General features: G+C 69.8%; 18 protein-coding genes and 1 tRNA gene. 16 read left to right on the forward strand and 3 right to left on the reverse strand.

All coding sequences use genetic code 11. The features are described 5' to 3' along the window. The first annotated feature begins 2 nt into the window (after positions 1-2). From DDE23_RS13465 to DDE23_RS13525, 14 genes are read left to right on the forward strand one after another with little or no spacing between them, the layout of a single operon-like run. On the forward strand, positions 3-665 hold the full coding sequence (locus DDE23_RS13465) for a hypothetical protein (protein ID WP_107752254.1): 663 nt from the start codon (positions 3-5) through the stop codon (positions 663-665). Further along, complete coding sequence (locus DDE23_RS13470) at positions 662-1,075, forward strand: DUF6950 family protein (protein ID WP_107752255.1); 414 nt, start codon at positions 662-664, stop codon at positions 1,073-1,075. The genes DDE23_RS13465 and DDE23_RS13470 overlap by 4 nt, the downstream gene beginning before the upstream one ends. Beyond that, positions 1,075-7,671 carry a hypothetical protein gene (locus DDE23_RS13475; protein ID WP_107752256.1) on the forward strand — a complete coding sequence of 2,199 codons (6,597 nt, stop codon included), beginning with the start codon at positions 1,075-1,077 and terminating at the stop codon, positions 7,669-7,671. The genes DDE23_RS13470 and DDE23_RS13475 overlap by 1 nt, the downstream gene beginning before the upstream one ends. Then, positions 7,668-8,147, forward strand: coding sequence for a hypothetical protein (locus DDE23_RS13480; protein ID WP_107752257.1), 480 nt, complete (start codon positions 7,668-7,670; stop codon positions 8,145-8,147). Before DDE23_RS13475 ends, DDE23_RS13480 begins: the two co-directional genes overlap by 4 nt. Next, on the forward strand, positions 8,147-8,989 hold the full coding sequence (locus DDE23_RS13485) for a hypothetical protein (protein ID WP_107752258.1): 843 nt from the start codon (positions 8,147-8,149) through the stop codon (positions 8,987-8,989). Before DDE23_RS13480 ends, DDE23_RS13485 begins: the two co-directional genes overlap by 1 nt. A gap of 15 nt (positions 8,990-9,004) precedes the next feature. After that, the gene (locus tag DDE23_RS13490) at positions 9,005-11,764 is read left to right on the forward strand and encodes a LamG-like jellyroll fold domain-containing protein (protein WP_116548245.1); all 2,760 of its coding nucleotides are present in this window, start codon (positions 9,005-9,007) and stop codon (positions 11,762-11,764) included. Between the two features lies 1 nt (position 11,765). Next, positions 11,766-12,059 (forward strand): hypothetical protein, encoded by a 294-nt coding sequence (locus tag DDE23_RS13495; protein WP_107752559.1) that lies wholly within the window; start codon positions 11,766-11,768, stop codon positions 12,057-12,059. 2 nt (positions 12,060-12,061) lie between these two features. Then, on the forward strand, positions 12,062-12,604 hold the full coding sequence (locus tag DDE23_RS13500; RefSeq protein ID WP_238149980.1) for a hypothetical protein: 543 nt from the start codon (positions 12,062-12,064) through the stop codon (positions 12,602-12,604). Between the two features lie 5 nt (positions 12,605-12,609). After that, entirely contained in the window at positions 12,610-12,843 is a 234-nt protein-coding gene (locus DDE23_RS13505; protein ID WP_107752560.1) for a hypothetical protein, read from the forward strand. After that, a complete protein-coding gene (locus tag DDE23_RS25105; RefSeq protein WP_157958027.1) occupies positions 12,843-13,001 on the forward strand; it encodes a hypothetical protein in 159 nt (52 codons plus the stop codon). Before DDE23_RS13505 ends, DDE23_RS25105 begins: the two co-directional genes overlap by 1 nt. Further along, positions 12,998-13,357, forward strand: coding sequence for a hypothetical protein (locus DDE23_RS13510; protein WP_107752561.1), 360 nt, complete (start codon positions 12,998-13,000; stop codon positions 13,355-13,357). The genes DDE23_RS25105 and DDE23_RS13510 overlap by 4 nt, the downstream gene beginning before the upstream one ends. Positions 13,358-13,387: 30 nt before the next feature. Next, positions 13,388-13,852 (forward strand): N-acetylmuramoyl-L-alanine amidase, encoded by a 465-nt coding sequence (locus DDE23_RS13515; RefSeq protein ID WP_107752562.1) that lies wholly within the window; start codon positions 13,388-13,390, stop codon positions 13,850-13,852. After that, positions 13,849-14,202, forward strand: coding sequence for a hypothetical protein (locus DDE23_RS13520; RefSeq protein WP_107752563.1), 354 nt, complete (start codon positions 13,849-13,851; stop codon positions 14,200-14,202). Before DDE23_RS13515 ends, DDE23_RS13520 begins: the two co-directional genes overlap by 4 nt. Next, entirely contained in the window at positions 14,177-14,359 is a 183-nt protein-coding gene (locus DDE23_RS13525; RefSeq protein ID WP_107752564.1) for a hypothetical protein, read from the forward strand. Before DDE23_RS13520 ends, DDE23_RS13525 begins: the two co-directional genes overlap by 26 nt. Positions 14,360-14,584: 225 nt before the next feature. Here DDE23_RS13525 and DDE23_RS24915 read toward each other — a convergent pair whose 3' ends face one another. Then, complete coding sequence (locus tag DDE23_RS24915; protein WP_133239573.1) at positions 14,585-14,872, reverse strand: hypothetical protein; 288 nt, start codon at positions 14,870-14,872, stop codon at positions 14,585-14,587. Positions 14,873-14,957: 85 nt separating this feature from the next. Here DDE23_RS24915 and DDE23_RS13530 point away from each other — a divergent pair, with 85 nt between their 5' ends. Then, positions 14,958-15,275, forward strand: coding sequence for a hypothetical protein (locus tag DDE23_RS13530; RefSeq protein ID WP_107752565.1), 318 nt, complete (start codon positions 14,958-14,960; stop codon positions 15,273-15,275). Positions 15,276-15,573: 298 nt separating this feature from the next. Here DDE23_RS13530 and DDE23_RS13535 read toward each other — a convergent pair. Together DDE23_RS13535 and ssb are read right to left on the reverse strand one after the other, a co-directional pair. Further along, positions 15,574-15,647, reverse strand: a tRNA-Gly gene (locus DDE23_RS13535). Positions 15,648-15,862: 215 nt separating this feature from the next. Continuing rightward, on the reverse strand, positions 15,863-16,417 hold the full coding sequence (ssb, locus tag DDE23_RS13540; RefSeq protein ID WP_107752566.1) for a single-stranded DNA-binding protein: 555 nt from the start codon (positions 16,415-16,417) through the stop codon (positions 15,863-15,865). A 179-nt stretch (positions 16,418-16,596) separates the two neighbouring features. Between ssb and DDE23_RS13545 the strand changes: the two genes are divergently transcribed. After that, complete coding sequence (locus DDE23_RS13545; protein ID WP_107752567.1) at positions 16,597-17,178, forward strand: lytic transglycosylase domain-containing protein; 582 nt, start codon at positions 16,597-16,599, stop codon at positions 17,176-17,178. Positions 17,179-17,293: the final 115 nt, after the last annotated feature.

Here is a 17,293-nt window from a genome sequence, read left to right on the forward strand (position 1 = left end):
CCATGAGAAACCTTCCTTCGGCCGTCGCCGCGCATCTCGCGGCGGGCGGTGGCATGGCCGTGCAGATGCTGGTCTGGCTGGTGGCGCGGGACAGGGCGACGGGCGCGCCCGAGCCCTTCGGTTTCTGGACCGGCGCCGATCATCAGGTGATCACCGTCGCGGGCGAGGGCCGCACCTACTACGGGGCGGGCGCGCTTTTGGAGGTGGATCCCGTGACCTCCTCCACGGCGCAGCTGTCGCGCAGCTGGCAGTTCAAGGTCTCGCAGCTCGACCCGGTGGTCGCGGAAGCGATACGCACCTATGACGCCCGCCTCGCGCCGGTCGAGGTCCACGAATGGCACTGGGATCCCGAGGCCAATCTGCCGCTGGCCGAGCCGGTGCGGGTGATCCGCGGCACAGTCATGGATCTGGCGGTGCCGACGCCGCCCGTGGGGCAGCAGACCGAGGCCATCGTGCGGATCGTGACCGACGCCTGGCGCCTGACGCGCGGCCTGCCGCTGATGCGCTCGCATGAGGCGCTGCAGGCGCGCACGGCCGGGGCCGACAGCTTCCGGCGCTACGGCAACTTGACCGGCGTCTCGGTCGCCTGGGGCGAGCATTCGGCGGCGGCCGGCGACCTCTTCAGCGCGGCCGCCGCTCCGGCCTGGACCGGGGGGGAGCGATGATCCGCAAGACCCCCGGCTGGCAGGCGCGTCTGGCGGCCTGTCTTTCTGCCTCGGCGCGGGCCGACTTCGGCTTCGGACAGCTCGATTGCGCCCTGCACGGCGCCTCGGCTCTGGCGGCGATGACCGGCGTTGATCTGGCGGCGCCCTATCGCGGCCGCTACCGCACCCTGCGCGGCGGGCTGCGGCATCTGCGGCGCGACGGCTACGCCGATCATATCGCCCTCGCCGCAGCGCATCTGCGCCGGCGCGAGCCGGGCGAGGCGCCCCAGCCGGGAGACCTCGCCGTGGTCGAGACCGAAGAGGGGCCCGCGCTCGCCGTGGTGCAGGGGGCGTCGCTCTATTTGCGCAGCCCCGCGGGGCTGGGTCTGCTGCCCGTGAGCCGGGCCTCCATCATCTTCGAGGTGCCGTGATGCCAGCCGTCGTCAGCGCGATCAGCGGGGTCTTCGCTGCGGTCAGCTCCAGCGCGATCGGCTCGATCGCCCTGCGCCTGCTGGGCTCCGTGGCATTGTCGGCGCTCTCCCAGGCGCTGGCGCCGAAGCCCAAGCCCTCGGGCCTGCGCACCGAGAACACGCTGTCCGGCGGCACCACGCCCGAGGCCTTCATGCTGGGCGCCACGGCGACCGGCGGCACCTTCGTCTGTCCGCCGATGTCGCACGGCAGCGCGGGCAAGACGCCGAACGCCTTTCTCACCTATGTAATCGAGCTGGCGGGGATCCCGGGGCACCAGCTGGACGGGCTGATCCTGAACGGCGAGCGGGTCGCCATCCTGGCCGACGCGCCGCACCCGGATTACGGCCAGCGCCTTGGCGGCGCCTATGAGGGGCGCGCCTGGATCCGGTATCATGACGGCAGCCAGACCACCGCCGACGCCATGCTGCTGGCGAAATACCCCGCGCCCTTCGTCCGCCCCTGGTCGGCCGACATGGTCGGGGCAGGGATCTGCTATGCCGTCCTGACCTTCCGCTATGACCGGGAGGTGTTCCAGGGCTGGCCGCAATGCCGCTTCGAGCTGAGCGGCGTGCCGCTCTACGATCCGCGCCGGGACAGCTCGGTCGGCGGGGAGGGCGCGCACCGCTGGGGGCAACCTGCGACCTATGAGCCGTCGAACAACACGGCGGTGCAGATCTACAACGCCGCGCGGGGGATCGCGTTGCCCTCAGGCGACGTGTGGGGTGGCGAGATCCCGGCCGAGGATCTGCCGCTCGCGGTCTGGATCGCCGCCATGAACATCGCCGATACCCCGGCCGATGATGGCGCGGCCGGCACGGAACCCGCTTTCCGCTCGGGAATTGAGGTGCAGGTCGCCGACGAGCCCTTCTCGGTCATCGAGGAACTGCTCAAGGGCTGCAACGGCGCGATGACCGAGACCGGGGGCGTCTGGTCGCTGCGCCTCGGCGGGCCCGGCCTGCCGGTGCTGTTCCTCGAGGATGATGGCATCATCGCCGACGAGGCGGAGGATTTCGCGCCGTTTCCGCCGATCGACCAGATCTTCAACGCGATCTCGGCCACGCATCCGGACCCGGCGAGCCTCTGGGAAAGCCGGGAATCCGAGCTGCGCGCCAACCCGGCCTGGGAGGCCGAAGATGGCGGCCGCCGCCTGCCGACCTCGCTGTCCTTGCCGACCGTGCCCTATCCGGTCCAGGTCGACCGCGTGCTCGCCGCGCTGATCGCCGATCACCGGCGCATGCGGCGCCATGTCATGACCCTCGATACGCCGGGCGCGGTGCTCGAGGCGGGCGATACGATTGCCTGGTCCAGTGTCGCGAATGGCTATGACGGCAAGCTCTTCGAGGTGACCGAGCTGAGCCGCGACCTGTTCACGCAGCAGGTCCGCGCCTCGCTGCGCGAGGTCGACCCCGGCGATTACGACCCGCCGTCCGGGCTGGTGCGGCCCAACGTGCCGGTGCCCGCCCCGGTGCGTCCGGCCGTCCAATCGGTGCCGGGCTTCGCGGTCAGCCCCTATGTCCTCGATGTGGAGGGCGAGGCGCGCCGCGCCGGCATCCTGGCGCTTTGGGATCCCGAGGGCGCGGATGATGCCCGCGGCCTCCGGATCACCATTCGCCGCGCGGGGCAGGGTGGCGACGGCGACGAGCGGCCGCCCTATCTGGTGCCCGCCGGAATGGCCGTCATCACCGAAGGCTTGGTCGCGGGCGATTATGAGGTGCGCGCGCGGCTCAGGGTGGACCGGCCGACCAGCTGGACCGCCTGGCTGCCGGTCACCGTCGCCGATGTGCGCCTGGGGCTGGTCGAGCTTTCGACCGAGATCACCGGCTGGCTGGGCGCGCTGCAGGAGTGGATCGACGGCGGGGTGATTGACCTGCCGGGTGAGCTGGCCTCGCTGGGCGCGGCGCTGAGCGCCGAGGCCGAGGCGCGCGCCACCGCCCTGGCGACCGAAGCGCAGGCCCGGGCCGATGGTCTCCTTGCCGCCGCCAATGCCCTTGCGGCCGAGGCTCAGGCCCGGGCCGAAGCGATCGCGACCGAGACCATGGCCCGCGCTGCCGCCCTGGCGGCCGAAGCTGAAGCCCGCGCCGCGGGGCTGCTCGAGGTATCGGAGGCCGTGGAAGCGGAGGCGGCAGCGCGCGCAGCCGCCTTGACAGAAGAGGCTCAGGCCCGGGCGGCGGATCTGGCCGCGGTCGGCGCCGAGCTCTCGGCCGAGACCGCCGCCCGGGTGGCGCTGGCGCAAGAGACCGCCGCGACCCTCCGGGACCAACGTGACCGGATCCGTGCGGTCGCGCTGGAGGTCGTGGAGCTGGGCAGCCAGGCCCATCTGGCGCGCGAGGAGCTGCGGCAGTCGATCAGCGCCCAGGTTGGCGACATCCGCGCGACGTATGACGCGCAGATCCTCACGCTGGCCGACGAGGCCTCGGCCCTGGCCGCGCGGCTGGTGACGCTGGAGGTGAGTTCGGATGATCTGGCGGTGCAGATCGCCCAGGTGGATCAGGCCCGCATCGCCGGGGATGAGGCCCTGGGACAGCTGATTACCGCGGTCAGCGTCGGCACGGCCACGCAATTTGACCACACCCGGATCTGGTACTGGGACGAGGCGCCCGAGGGCTGGACCGGCGATCCGGTCGCGCCCTCGGTCACTGCCTCCGGGTGGCTGCGCCCCGGGGCGGCCTCCTCGGTGCTGTCCCCCACTGGCCTTACTATTGCCGGAGGTGCCTATCGCCAGGTCCGGGCGCGGATTCGCCGCGTCGGCGCCCCGGTCTGGGCGGGTGCGCTGTGGTGGGCCGGCGAGGGCGAGACCTGGGACGAGGCCCGTCGCGTGGTGCTGGAGGCGCCCGATTACGACGATAACATCGGTCTGCTGACTTGGGCGCCACAATGGACTGGCGCGATCGACCGGATCCGCATCGATCTCGCCGATGGGGCGGATGCCTCCAATTATTTCGAGCTCGACTGGCTGGCAATCGGCCGCCCGGCGCCGGGGGCGTCGTCTGCCGAGTTGCTGGCCGAGCAGGTCGCGCGCATCGCGGCCGACGAGGCCGAGGCCGCTGAGCGCCTCCTCCTGGCTGCCCGGCTCACCGGCGTAGAGGGTGTGGCTGAAGGGGCCGCCGAGGCCGCCGAGGAGCTGGGCATCCGAGTCACCGAGACCGAGGATGGTATCGAGGCACTGTCTGGTCGGACAGCCGCGCTGGAAGCGACGGTCGATGACCCGACCTCGGGCCTCGCCGCCACAGCCGCCGCGCTCGAAACACTGGTGTCCCGGGTGGAGGCGCTGGATGATGGGTCGCAGGTCCTGCTGGCCGAGGCGATCCGTAATCTCCGGTCTTCTCTTCGCCAGGTCGCGCTGGAAAGTCTGGAGGCCGACGCACAGGCCGCGCTGGAGACGCAGGCGGTGCGGGAGTATATCGCCGAGGCCTCGCAGAGCCTGACCACGCGGATCGACGCGACCGACGGCACGGTCGAGGTCCTGGCCGAAGCGGTCACCCTGCTGCAGGCCGCGATCCCGGGGCTCGCCACGGCCGAGGCCCTGGCCGCGCTCAGCGCCAGCGTCACCGATCAGGGCGGGATCCTGGAGGCGGTGGTCGCGGCGCAGAACAGCCTGACGGTGGCGGTTTCCGGCCTGACAACCGGCCAGACCGCCAACGGCGCCGCCATCGAGGCGGTCGAACTGCGCACGACCGCGGCCGAGGGTGAGCTGGCCTCGCAGGGCACGCGGCTGTCGAGCGTGGAGACCGGCGTCTCGGATCTGGAGACTGGCCAGACCGCCAATGGCGCTGCCATCGAAGCGGTAGAGATCCGAACCACCGCGGCCGAGGGCGAGCTCGCCTCGCAGGGATCGCGGCTGTCGAGTGTCGAGACCGGCGTTTCGGACCTGGAGACTGGCCAGGCCGCCAATGGCGCTGCCATCGAGGCGGTCGAGGTCCGCACCACTGCCGCCGAGGGCGGGATCGAGGCGCTGTCCGGCCGGACCGCCACGCTGGAGGCGACGGTCGATGATCCGACCTCGGGCCTCGCGGCGACGGCTGCCGCGCTGGAGACGCTGGTGTCGCGGGTCGAGGCGCTGGACGATGGCTCGCAGGTCCTGCTGGCCGAGGCGATTCGCAATTTGCGCAGCTCGCTCCGCCAGGCCGCGCTGGAAAGTCTTGAGGCAGGGGCGCAGTCGGCGCTCCAGACGCAGGCCGTCCGGGAGTACATCGCCGAAGCCTCGCAGATCCTGACCACGCGGATCGACACGATCGACGGCGCGGTCGAAGTCCTGGCCGAGGCGGTCACCCTGCTGCAGGCGGCGATCCCCGGCCTCGCCACGGCCGAGGCCCTGGCCGCGCTCAGCGCCAGCGTCACCGATCAGGGCGGGCTCCTGGAGGCGGTGGTCGCGGCGCAGAACAGCCTGACGGTCTCGGTCGAGGATCTGACGACCGGCCTCGCCGCCAACGGCGCTGCCATCGACGCGGTGGAGGTCCGCACGACGGCGGCCGAGGGCGAGATCGCCTCGCAGGGCACGCGGCTATCCAGCGTCGAGACCGGTGTGTCGGATCTGGAGACCGGGCAGGCCGCCAACGGCGCGGCCATCGAGGCGGTGGAGGTCCGCACCACCGCGGCCGAGGGTGAGATCGCTTCGCAGGGCACGCGGCTATCCAGCGTCGAGACGGGCGTCTCGGATCTGGAGACTGGCCAGGCCGCCAATGGTGCTGCCATCGAAGCGGTCGAACTGCGCACCACAGCGGCCGAGGGCGAGATCGCTTCGCAGGGCACGCGGCTGTCAAGCGTCGAGACCGGGGTCTCTGACCTGGAGACCGGACAGGCCGCGAACGGCGCGGCGATCGAGGCGGTCGAGCTGCGCACCACGGCCGCCGAGGGCGAGCTGGCCTCGCAGGGTTCGCGGCTGTCGAGCGTCGAGACGGGCGTTTCTGACCTGGAGACCGGGCAGGCCGCCAACGGTGCGGCGATTGAGGCGGTAGAGCTTCGCACGACCGCGGCCGAGGGTGAGATCGCCTCCCAGGGCACGCGGTTGTCGAGCGTCGAGACTGGTGTCTCGGATCTGGAGACCGGACAGGCCGCGAACGGCGCTGCGATCGAGGCAGTAGAGCTGCGCACCACGGCGGCCGAGGGCGAGATCGCAGCGCAGGGCACGCGGCTGTCGAGTGTCGAGACGGGCGTCTCGGATCTGGAGACTGGCCAGGCGGCCAACGGCGCTGCCATCGAGGCGGTTGAGGTCCGCGCGACGGCCGCCGAGGGCGAGATCTCCTCGCAGGGCACCCGCCTGTCGAGCGTGGAGACCGGCGTCTCGGATCTGGAGACCGGCCAGGCCGCCAATGGCGCGGCGATCGAGGCGGTCGAGGTCCGCACCACCGCGGCCGAGGGCGAGATCGCCTCGCAGGGCACGCGGCTGTCGAGTGTCGAGACGGGCGTCTTGGATCTGGAGACCGGCCAGGCGGCCAACGGCGCTGCCATCGAGGCGGTCGAGGTCCGCACCACCGCGGCCGAGGGCGAGATCGCCAGCCTGGTCGTGGCTCAGACGGCGCTGACCGCTGATCTGGCGGGCAAGGCGGATGCCTCGGTCGTGGCCGGGCTGACCGCCCAGGTCACCGAGATCGACGGCGAAGTGACGGCGCTCTCGGGCGCCACGACCATCGTGCAGGCGGCGGTTCAGGGCGCGAACCTGATCGCCAACGGCAGTTTCGCGGGGGGAACGCTCACCGGCTGGGCCGCGGTCGCGCCGGGGATGATGGTGATCGCCCGCGATCCCGGGTCGGTGACCCCGGCCGAGGCCCTGGCGCCGACGCCGCATGTCCTGCGGATCTACCAATCGGCCAGCGCCCAGACGGCGGATGTCGCGGTCGCCGTGCCGGTGACGCCGGGCGAGATGCTGCGCGCCTCGCTGCTCAGGGCGGCGAGCGGCGGCACGCGCAACGTGACGCTGAGCCTGTCGGCGATCTGGCTCGATGCCTCGGGCGCCGCGGTCGGCGCGCCCCAGACGCTGCTGACCACGCTGGTCACCGCAACGGCCTGGGCGCGGGCCACGGGCGACGGGGTGACGGTCCCGGCCGGGACCGTCGCGGTGACGCTGCGCCTGACCCGGGCCGGGGGCGGCGCGGGCAATGGCTGGGTCACGGGGCTGAAGGTCGAGCGCGACGGGCTGGGCCTGTCGGACATCACCGCCTCGGGGCTGTTTCGGATGGAAGCGGCGGCGGGGCCTTCGGGCTACAGCCGCCTCCGTCTGGTCGGCCGCACCAGCACGGCCGAGGCGTACCGCGAGGCGGGGCTTTACATCGACACGCCGGTGAACCCCGCCGAACCCTCGCGCGTGGCCATCGCCGCCGACCAGTTCACCATCATCGGCCCGGACGGCGCGGTCGTGCCGTTCATCATCGACGGCGACCGGATCTATCTGACCGGCTCGGCGATCCGCCTGACCGGGGACACCGAGGTCGATGGCAGCTTCGTGATCCGCTCCGGCACCAGCGGCGGGCGGGTCGAAATCTCGCAACAGGGCATCAGCGTTTACGACGCGGCCGGTGTCCTGCGCATCAGGCTCGGGTGGCTGGGGCTGGGACTATGACGGCAGTATTCGACATCTTCGACGCCACCGGCGTGCGGGTCCTCTCGATGGCCGAGGCCTTGCCCCGGATCGTTCACACCCAGCGCTTCCCGGCCGATTTCGCCGGGAGCTTCTCGGTGCCGGAATTTGATCTCGCCCAGGGGCTTTTCTACTACTCCCCGGTGCCGGTCATCACCCGGAGCTGGATCTCCGGCGCCTCAAGACCCTTGGCACGCGAGCCGGACACCTTCGACTTCTCGGCCATGTCCCCCGGCTTCGGTGTACACTACCCGGTCCTCGGCAACGTCTTCGCGTTGCCCAGCATGAACTGGGACGAGCCGACCAGGACCATGACGGTCGCCCCCTCGGACCTGCCCCCGGATTGGCCGCAGTATTTCGAGGGGAACTTTCGCTTCCCCTTCGTCGGCAACAACACCTACCGACCGGATTATTTCATCACTTTCTTGCACGTACATCGCCGCGTGGAGGTGACGTGATGGGCGACACCCTCTCGATCCTCAACGACGACGGCGCCGAGATCATCGACGACCTGCACCAGGTCTTGCGGGTCTACGCATCGGGCACGACCTATTCCTCGGCCGCGATGTCCAGCGCGCTTCAAGCTGCAACGCCGTCCGATTATGTGGTGCATGCGACCGCGCTCGGAATGCCGGATTTTGTCGACATCAGCCTGTGCCATGACTGCGAATGGCTGAGCTTCGGGAACGGCAGATACGGCATCTTCCCCGTCTTCGAACCGGGCACGGGTGGTGGGTTCAGCGCCTTCTACCAGTTCGCGGGCCAGCCGATCGCCTTCAGTCTGGAGACCGAGTTCGATCTGGCCGACCCGCGGGTGCCGAAGGGCACCTTCTGCCAGGTCAGCGGGAGCGGCCGCCCCTTCAAGCTGACCGCGCCCCTGATCGGCGGTCCGCATTCCGACGATTGGGGCCTTCAGGTCTTCGACCCGGACGGTGCGCCTGTCTTCGACAGCCGGGATGAGGTTCTGGCGGTTCGCTATGCCTTCGTCATCCCGCAGGCCCTGGCCGACCATGTGCTTCTGACCGGCGAGTCCCGGCTGATCGACCTGCCCGAGGCGATGCCGGACCTGTGGATCTCGCTGCCGTTCTTCTGCTGCTGGGCGCACGTCTTCGTGCGCTACCACGTCGAGGGCGGAAACCCCCGCTACGTCTACGAGCGCCGGATCCTGAGCCTCACCCAGTGGGATGATACCCGCCTCAACCTGTTCTGCTCGGTGACCGAGGTCACGCGCCTGACCCCCGACAAGACGCCGATCTTCACCCACGACGTGGTGGTCTACGTCGCCCGCAACATCCCCTGAACTCCGGAGGCTCCTTTGGCTCTCGATACCCTTTACTCCCTTGGCACCGTCAGCGTCGGGGCGGGCAGCACCACCGTCACCGGCGCGGGCACCGCCTGGATCACCTCGAACACGCGGCCGGGCGACGATTTCCGCGCTCTGGGCCTGACCGTGCCGATCGCCTCGATCGACAGCGCCACCCAGATCACCCTGGCCCGGCCCTGGCCCGGGGCGGCGATCGCCGCCGGGAATTACGATATCCGGCAGATCGACGACGGCGCCCGCGCCCTGACCGCGGCCAATATCATGCGCCAGTCGCTCGGCTCGGGCACGCTGACCTCGCTGGCGGCGCTGACCAGCGGGGCCAACCTCATGCCCTATTGGACCGGCGCGGGGGTCATGGCCACCACGCCGCTCTCGGCCGCCGCCCGGACCCTGCTGGCGGGGGCCTCGGTCGCGGCCATGCGCGATGTCCTGGGCGTCGGCACGCCGGAAGACTACGCCACGGCCGAGGATGTCGAGCGGATCGAGGGCGGCCTGACGCTCGCGGCCCTGGCCGGGACCAAGGGGGTCACGGCTGTCGATGTCCTGGTCTATGACACCGGCCGCGACAGCGACGGCGGGGCCTGGCGCAAGCGCTGCCAGCACACGAGCTGGTGGAACGAGACCCTGAACACCGCCACCCGCGGCGCGCGGCGGGAGTTCCCGGCGGTGGCGGTGATCGTCGCGGAGGCGGGGAAGATCACGATCTACGATGGTGACGACCCGGCGCTGCCGATGTGGATGGTGTTCAACGCCGCGGGCGGCATGGCCCTCGATGCCAATATTCTGCCGGGGGACCCGATCACCTCCATCGCCATGCTGAACGGCACCCTGGTGGTCTCGAGCAACAACACCGGCGGCGGGCGCGGCGGGGTTCGCACGATCTGCTTTGTCTCCGATCAAGCCGACAACATGGGTCTGTCCAGTTCCTACCGGGATTACAACGGGGCTATCGCCGACAGGAATTCGGGGAGGACGTATCGGGCGGGTGACTCGAACGCTCTGGTCAATGCGGTCGCCAACGATGTCGCGATGACCGTCCTGCCCGGCGCCCCTGCCGATCCGGTCACCGGCCTGCCGGTGCCGACCATCGCCGTGGCGACCGACGGCGGAGTCTCGGTCATCAAGGACGACGGCAGTGTCGTCGATATCGCCTATGCGGCCTATTCGCGCAGCATCCGCGTGGCCTTCCGCGCTGATGGCGCCCTGGTCTTCTCCGTCGATTCCCTGCCATCCAATCAGCGATGGGTCCATGTGTTCCGCCGCATCCCCGCCGCCGACATCCTGGAGACCAATGGCTACACCAAGGGCGCGTCGGACGAGCATTACGCCGCGCTCTACAACGCAGCCTACAATCTGGACCTGCAGTGGCCGGGGTTGTGGACGGGCGTGGAGGCGACGAGCAATGGCGTCAACCGACTTGCCCCGGAGGCATGGGGTAGCGCGCAGGGCCTGATCCGGCTGGCCTCCAACCCCTCCGCCCCGTCGAAAGGTATGCTCGCCGCCATCTCGGCCAGCCATACCAGCGGCTGGCTGGTCGGCGCGACCAAGGGCGCCTTTCTGTCCTCGACCGACAGCGCCCCGCTGGTCGGGTCGGGTGAGCTGGTGACCAATGGCACCTTCGACACGGATCTGAGCGGGTGGACGGCTGCGACACCGGAAACGGTGCTGACCCATAACGCGGGCCGCATCCGGGTCGCAGGCACTGCCGCAGGCGCGTACGGCAAGGCGGCGGCGACCATCCCGACCGTGATCGGCAAAACCTATGTCCTGCAGCTTGAGGGCTTTGCCGGGACCGGCTCGCCCTATGTCTACCTCGGCTCGAGCGCGGGGGCATCGAACTATGCCGCCGTCGCGCCCAGTGCGGGACCCATCACCTTCGTCGCCATTTCGGCCACGACCCATATCACCCTCTACAGCAGCGGGGCGCTCGGCGTCTTCTACAGCGAATACGACAACGTTTCGGTCAGGCTCGCGGAGCCCGACCGCTCGGCTGGCGCCAGGGGCGTGATCGCGCAGGGCACGCTGACCCGGGCGGCGGTGGCGGCCGGGGCGGAGCTGATGGGCTACAGCGGCTGGTCGGCGGCGAATTACCTCGAGCAGGCCTACAACCCGGCGCTGGACTTGGGGACCGGGGATTTCTGCGTCATGGGCTGGGTCAATTACCCCGCCGGGGGGGCGCAATATCTCTTCGCCCGGCAGGACGCTGCCCAATCCGGCCCGCGGCTGCGGATCTACACCGGCGGCGGCTCGATCACCGCGAGTTCGAGCGGCGCCACCCTGACCGGGACGCTGGCGATGACGGTCGGGGCCTGGGGGCATGTGGTCTATCTGCGGAAGGACGGCGTCGCGCAGCTCTATCTCAACGGGCGGCTGCATCTGTCGGCGGCGGATGCGGCGAGCGTCAGCAACACCAGCGCGGTGACGCGGCTGGGGGCCAATGTGAACGGGGCGTTTCCGTTGACGGCGGGCGCGCTGGCGCTGTGGCGGATCGGCGCGACCGCGCCTTCGGCCGAGCAGATCCGCAAGATCCACGCCGACGAGAAGGCCCTGTTCCAGCCCGGCGCGCAATGCACGCTCTACGGCGCCTCGGATGCCGTGACGGCGCTGGCCGAGGATCCGGTGACCGGCCTTCTGCATGTCGGCACCAGCGCGGGCCGCAGCGATTTCCGGGGCCTGCGCCGCATCGCCAACACCACCACCGCCGTTACCACCGCGATCAGCGCGATGGGCGGCCTCATCGCGGAGCAATGACATGAATGTCCGTATCGCCAAACCCGCCCAGATCCTGCGCGCGAAGCTGGCGCGACCGTCCACTGAGCGGGCAAGGCTCCTGCCGCAGCTGAGGTTCACCGGCAATGCAACCGCCACGAGCTTCGCCCTTCCGCAGGGCCAGGCCCCCTACGCCGTCTTCGCAGCCGGTGCCCTGCTGCGCGAGGGCGCGGCCGATGATTACACCACCACCTTCGACGGGTTCGTGCATCGCGTGGTCTTCGCGGTCGCCCCGGCCAGCGGCGACGACGTGACCATCTGGCCGGTGGAGGCGTGACCATGACCATCAATCAGGCCGTGCTCGACGAGCTGGGCTTCGCCAAGGGGCAGCCCCCGATGACCGGCGGGCAGTTCCGCAAGCGGGTCGAGGCCTATTTGCGCCGGGAATGGCATCCGCTGATGCGCGAGATCGACCCCGCGGGCTTCGAGACCTGGCGCGCCTCCATGCTGCCCACCGTCGCCGAGGCCGAGGCCAACTTCGCCTTCAACTGGCAACTGGCCGCCTACCGCGAGGCCAGCGCCCGCCTGGCGCGCTATCGGCTGGCAGAGGGCCGGGCCGAGATCCTCGAGGAGCAGGCAACCGGCGAACTCGACGCCGAGGGCCAGCCGATCACCGAAACCATCGTCCTCGCCCCGGCCATCCCCCCGCTGCCCGCCGAGATCGAGGCGACGGCCTATGACGAGACTGGTGCCCCGGTGGGCGTCGAGCCCATCCCCAACCCCGCGATCCTCACCGACGACACCGAACGCGCCGCCGCCCAGGCCGTGATCGACGCCACCCCGCAGCCGGTCCTGGACTTCGCGGCCGGGCTGGAAGGGTAGGGGCTATGGAATCGTTGATCCCCGCGCTCCTGACCTGGGCGACCGCGCAGGGCCCCGCCTGGGTGCTGCTGCTGGGCGCGCTCGCGGGCTGGTGGCAGCATGCGCGGGACGCCCGGGCGCGCGAGGATGCGCTGAACGACAAGCTGCTGACCGCCGCGGTCGAGGGTCAGAAGCAGACCTATGAGGCGATCAGCACCATCCGCGAGGCGCTGATCCATATTAACCGCGGGAGGCCGTGATGCGCCTGCTGCCCCGCTTCCCCAAACGCGCCGAGTCCCAAAAGGAGGCGCAACGTAAACAGGCAGAGGCCGAGCTGGCGATCGCCACCGATGCGCTGGCGTCGCTGGTTGGCGAGCTGCGCGCCGCGCTCTCCGAGGCTCAAAGGACCAGCAAATGAACTCCCTGATCGTGCAACTCAGCTCGGCCGCGGCGGCCGGCAGCATGCTCCTGGTCCTCTGGGCCTATCTGCCGCTGGCCTGGCGCCTGCGCGACCCGCTGGGCCGGATCCTGGCCGCGGCGGCGACGGTGCTGGCGCTGGCCTATCTGCTGCGCTCGGCCGCCTGGGACTGGGCGCATCTGCCCAGCGGCCCGGCCGTCAACGCGGCCTTCAACCTGCTGATCGTGCTGGCCGCCTATCTGTTCCTGCGTGGCCGCCTGCTGACCATCCCCGAACCCGAGCGCAGCCATTGGCGCTGGTGGACCGCCTGGGCCCACCCCGCCAGCCGCTGCCTCATCCCCTGGCGGCGCAAGTAGCCGCCGCACCCTCCCCGAAAGGAAACCACCATGATCCGCCAAGGACGCGCCGGGTATCCCGTGCGCGAAGTCATCGTGCATTGCGCCGCCACCCGGTCGAACTGGATGCACAACCGCCCGCTTGCCGACAAGGTCGCCGAGATCCGCCGCTGGCACGTCCAGGACCGCGGCTGGCGCGACATCGGCTATCACTGGATTATCGACCGCGACGGTGCGGTTGCCCCCGGCCGGGCCGAGACCGAGATCGGGGCCCACGTCGCCGGGCACAACGCCGGCACCATCGGGATCAGCCTGATCGGCGGCCATGGCGCGGCGGCTGACGACCGTTTCGCCGACCACTTCACCCCGGCGCAGGATTCCGCGCTGCGTCGGCTGATCGCCGAGATCGAGGGCCGCGCGGGTGGCGCGCTGAAGGTTAGCGGGCACAACGAGTATGCGCCCAAGGCCTGCCCGGGGTTCCATGTCGCCCGGTGGTATCGGCAGGGCAGGGCGTGATCGCCCGGCTTCTTGATCGCCTCGGCGCCTGGATCTGGCCCCTCGCGATCCTCGCGCTGGTGGCCTCGCACGGCGCCGCGTTCCGGACGGCCTGGTCCTGGCGCGGCGACCGGGAGGCGGCGGCGCTGGCCGAGCACCGCGACCGCCTGCAGCGGGAGATCTTCAACGCGGCCGAGGCCCTGTCCCGCACGGAATACGACCTGCGCCTGCGCCACGAGGCGCTGGCCGCCCGAGCCCTGGAGCACGACTATGCCATCCTCGCCGATCCCCGCGCTTGCCTTGTCCCTGACCCTGACGACCTGTCTCGGCTCCGCGCCCGGTGGGGTGCAACCCGCACCCCTGCCGATTGAGGCGCGGCTGCCCTGCACCGACCCGGCCGAGCTGCTGGGCGGCCGGGACTGGCGCCTGATCGTCGGCCGCATGGGCGATGCGCTGATTACCTGCGAGGGCCGGCGCGGCCTGGCGGTGCAGGGCTATGACGGGCTGGCGGGGGCGGTAGGGGGCTGAGCGAGGTGCTGGCCTTCCCTGGGCGGCACCCCGCGCTGCCCAGGGCACACAAGGGCAGGAGTACCCCCCCCGGAGGTATACGCGCGCGGGCGCGAAATTAACGGATCATCGTGACCGGACGGAGGCCCTCGTCATCATCTCGTCACCGAGGCGATACGAGAATAGCGCCGCTCCTTTTTAAAATTCTAATCACCCTAGTGACTTGCCTTGGCAGCTGACTAGTGGTTACAGGGCTGCATCCGTCCTATTAAGAAATGATAGGAACTTCATATGGTTGAAAATCTGCGTGTCTTCCGGTGTAGAAACTGTGGGCACAGGATGCGATTTGGTGCGGGACGCTGCGGCTTTTGCGGCATGCCTTCGCAAATGGCAAATCGGTACGCGTTCTGGATGATACCATTTGGTATCATCGTGGTCTTGATTATTCTCTTCCTGGGCTGAACCGCTGAAAGCGTTCTGCTCGCCCCTTTTGTCTTTCGCCGCCGCCACGCTGGCCTGCACCGCCACCAGCACCACCCCCTGCAGCCTCGTCGAGGTCGCGGGCCCTGTTTGAATATTTGTTCTCTATGTGTTCTCGTAGGGCGATGGAGAATCGCCCATGCCCGCAGTCCGTTCCTCTAACCGCTTCAACGTCCGACGGATCCGAGACTGTGCCCGCGACGGCATGCTGATCGTCATGCGCTGCAACGGCTGCCGCAGGGAGGTCAATTACTGGGCATCCGATCTCGCCGAGGTGATCGAGGATCCGTTCCACGCAGCTCATGTCCCCCCATGGGGTTGCGCCCGATGCGGCACCGAGGAGTACATGGTCATGCGCTGGCGGATTCCGGCTGCCTCCGAACTGGCCCAGGGTGTGACGGTGCGCCGGCCGGTCCGCAAGATCACCAAGTGGATCTGGAAGGATGAACAGATCTGAGGCCGTCCCGCGATCCCGATTGATTCCTGCGAAACGTCCTCCTCGCTGCACCCCCTGCCTGAGGCAGCGCTCGATGCCTGCTGCCCGGCCGCTGCTGGCCAGCGCGAAGGAGAGAGGCGCGTCACCGGGGAACGGGAACATAACGGGAACAGGCTTTGGGAGATTCTTCGGGACTCTTCGGGAAATTCCGGCCGAAAGCGACCGATGTTGTCCGAATGTTCCCTTTTCGGATTGCGCTCAGGGCTCGCGGCGGGTGCCGCTAAGTCTTTGAGACCAAACTGTATTCTGGGAAATCGGCTGGAGCGGGTAGCGGGAATCGAACCCGCGCGTTCAGCTTGGGAAGCTGACAGGCTACCATTACATCATACCCGCGCAGAGGGGGATCTACCGGGCGGGCGCGGCAGCGTCAAGGGGCGGAAAGACGCGAGGCAGGGTGTCCGGGACAAGGCACCGACCAAGGCCCCGACGGGGACGGGCGGGGGGCGGGGCCGACCCGAACCGGGGCGCGGGTGCCAGAGCCGGGTCCCGGCAGCGGCCCGCCCCGCGGGGCAAGAAAAAAGCCCGGCATGCGCCGGGCCTTTCATGGATCAGAACGGGATCTCGTCATCCATGTCCGAGCCGCCGCCACCGCCGAAGCCCGACCCGCCGCGGCTGCTGCCGCCCGCGCTGCCGCCGCTGCCGCCGCCGAAGCCCGAGGAACCACCCCGGCCGCCGCCCGAGGGCGCCGAGCCGCCATAGCTGCCGCCACCCATGGAATCGTCGTAGGAGGGGCCGGAACCGCCGCCCTCACCACGCCCGTCCAGCAGCGTCAGCGTGCTGTTGAAGTTGCGCAGCACCACCTCGGTGGAATAGCGGTCCTGGCCCGACTGGTCCTGCCATTTGCGGGTTTCCAGCGCACCCTCAATATAGACCTTCGAGCCCTTGCGCAGATATTGCTCGGCGATCCGCGCCAGCCCCTCGTTGAAGATCGCCACCGAATGCCATTCGGTCTTCTCCCGCCGCTCGCCCGAATTGCGGTCGCGCCAGGTCTCCGAGGTGGCGATGCGCAGGTTCACCACCTTGCCGCCATTCTGGAAGCTGCGGACCTCGGGATCGCGGCCGAGATTGCCGATCAGGATCACCTTGTTGACCGAACCTGCCATGTTGTGTCGCCCCGCGTCTTGCCGAATCTGTGTCGTGCATGGGTACACCACATGATCTGGGTTAGAAACATGATAACGCCAATCCGCCGGCCCCGGGGCGCCCGGCCCGGCGCCCGCTTGGCGACAGATCGATTCGCGGCTATGATCGCGCGCACTAGGGGATCGTGAAGGGGCATGAGATGCTCAAACTGCTGCTGACGGCGGGGCTTGTGGTCGCTGCGACCGGAGCGGACGCCAGCGGGCTGCGGCTGGCGGGCGCGGGAACGGCGCCGGTGTCGCGGGCCGATACGTTCCGCACCCAGACCCGGCTGATGGACACGCGGCTGTCGCGGCAATATTCCGCCTCGGCGCCGCAGGGTGCGGCGGTGCCCGCCGTGACCTATCAAGGCAGCTATCGCGGCGAATTCATCGGCATCGCCCGCGCCGCCGCCAGCCGCCATGGCGTGCCCGAGGAGCTGTTCCTGCGCCTCGTCAATCAGGAGAGCCGCTGGAATCCCGGCGCCGTCTCGCCCGCGGGGGCCCGGGGCCTGGCGCAGTTGATGCCCGATACGGCGACGCTGCTGGGGGTCGATATCAACGATCCGCATCAGAACCTCGAGGGAGGCGCGCGCTTCCTCAGGATGATGTACGACCGGTTCGGCAGCTGGCGCCTGGCGCTCGCCGCCTATAACGCGGGTCCCGGCGCGGTCGAGCAGCACAACGGCGTGCCCCCCTATGCCGAGACCACGAATTACGTGCAGGTCATCCTGGGCTCCGGCTGACCCGCTCTATCTTTGTTCTTCAAATATCCACGGGGATTTTCAAGGGGGGCGTGCCCCCCTTGAAGCGGGGGGCGCGGGGGGCGGCAGCCCCCCGCCCTTCGAGTCTCTCGGGGCG

The organism is Pararhodobacter aggregans (assembly GCF_003075525.1).
GTDB classification, from domain to species: Bacteria; Pseudomonadota; Alphaproteobacteria; order Rhodobacterales; family Rhodobacteraceae; genus Pararhodobacter; species Pararhodobacter aggregans.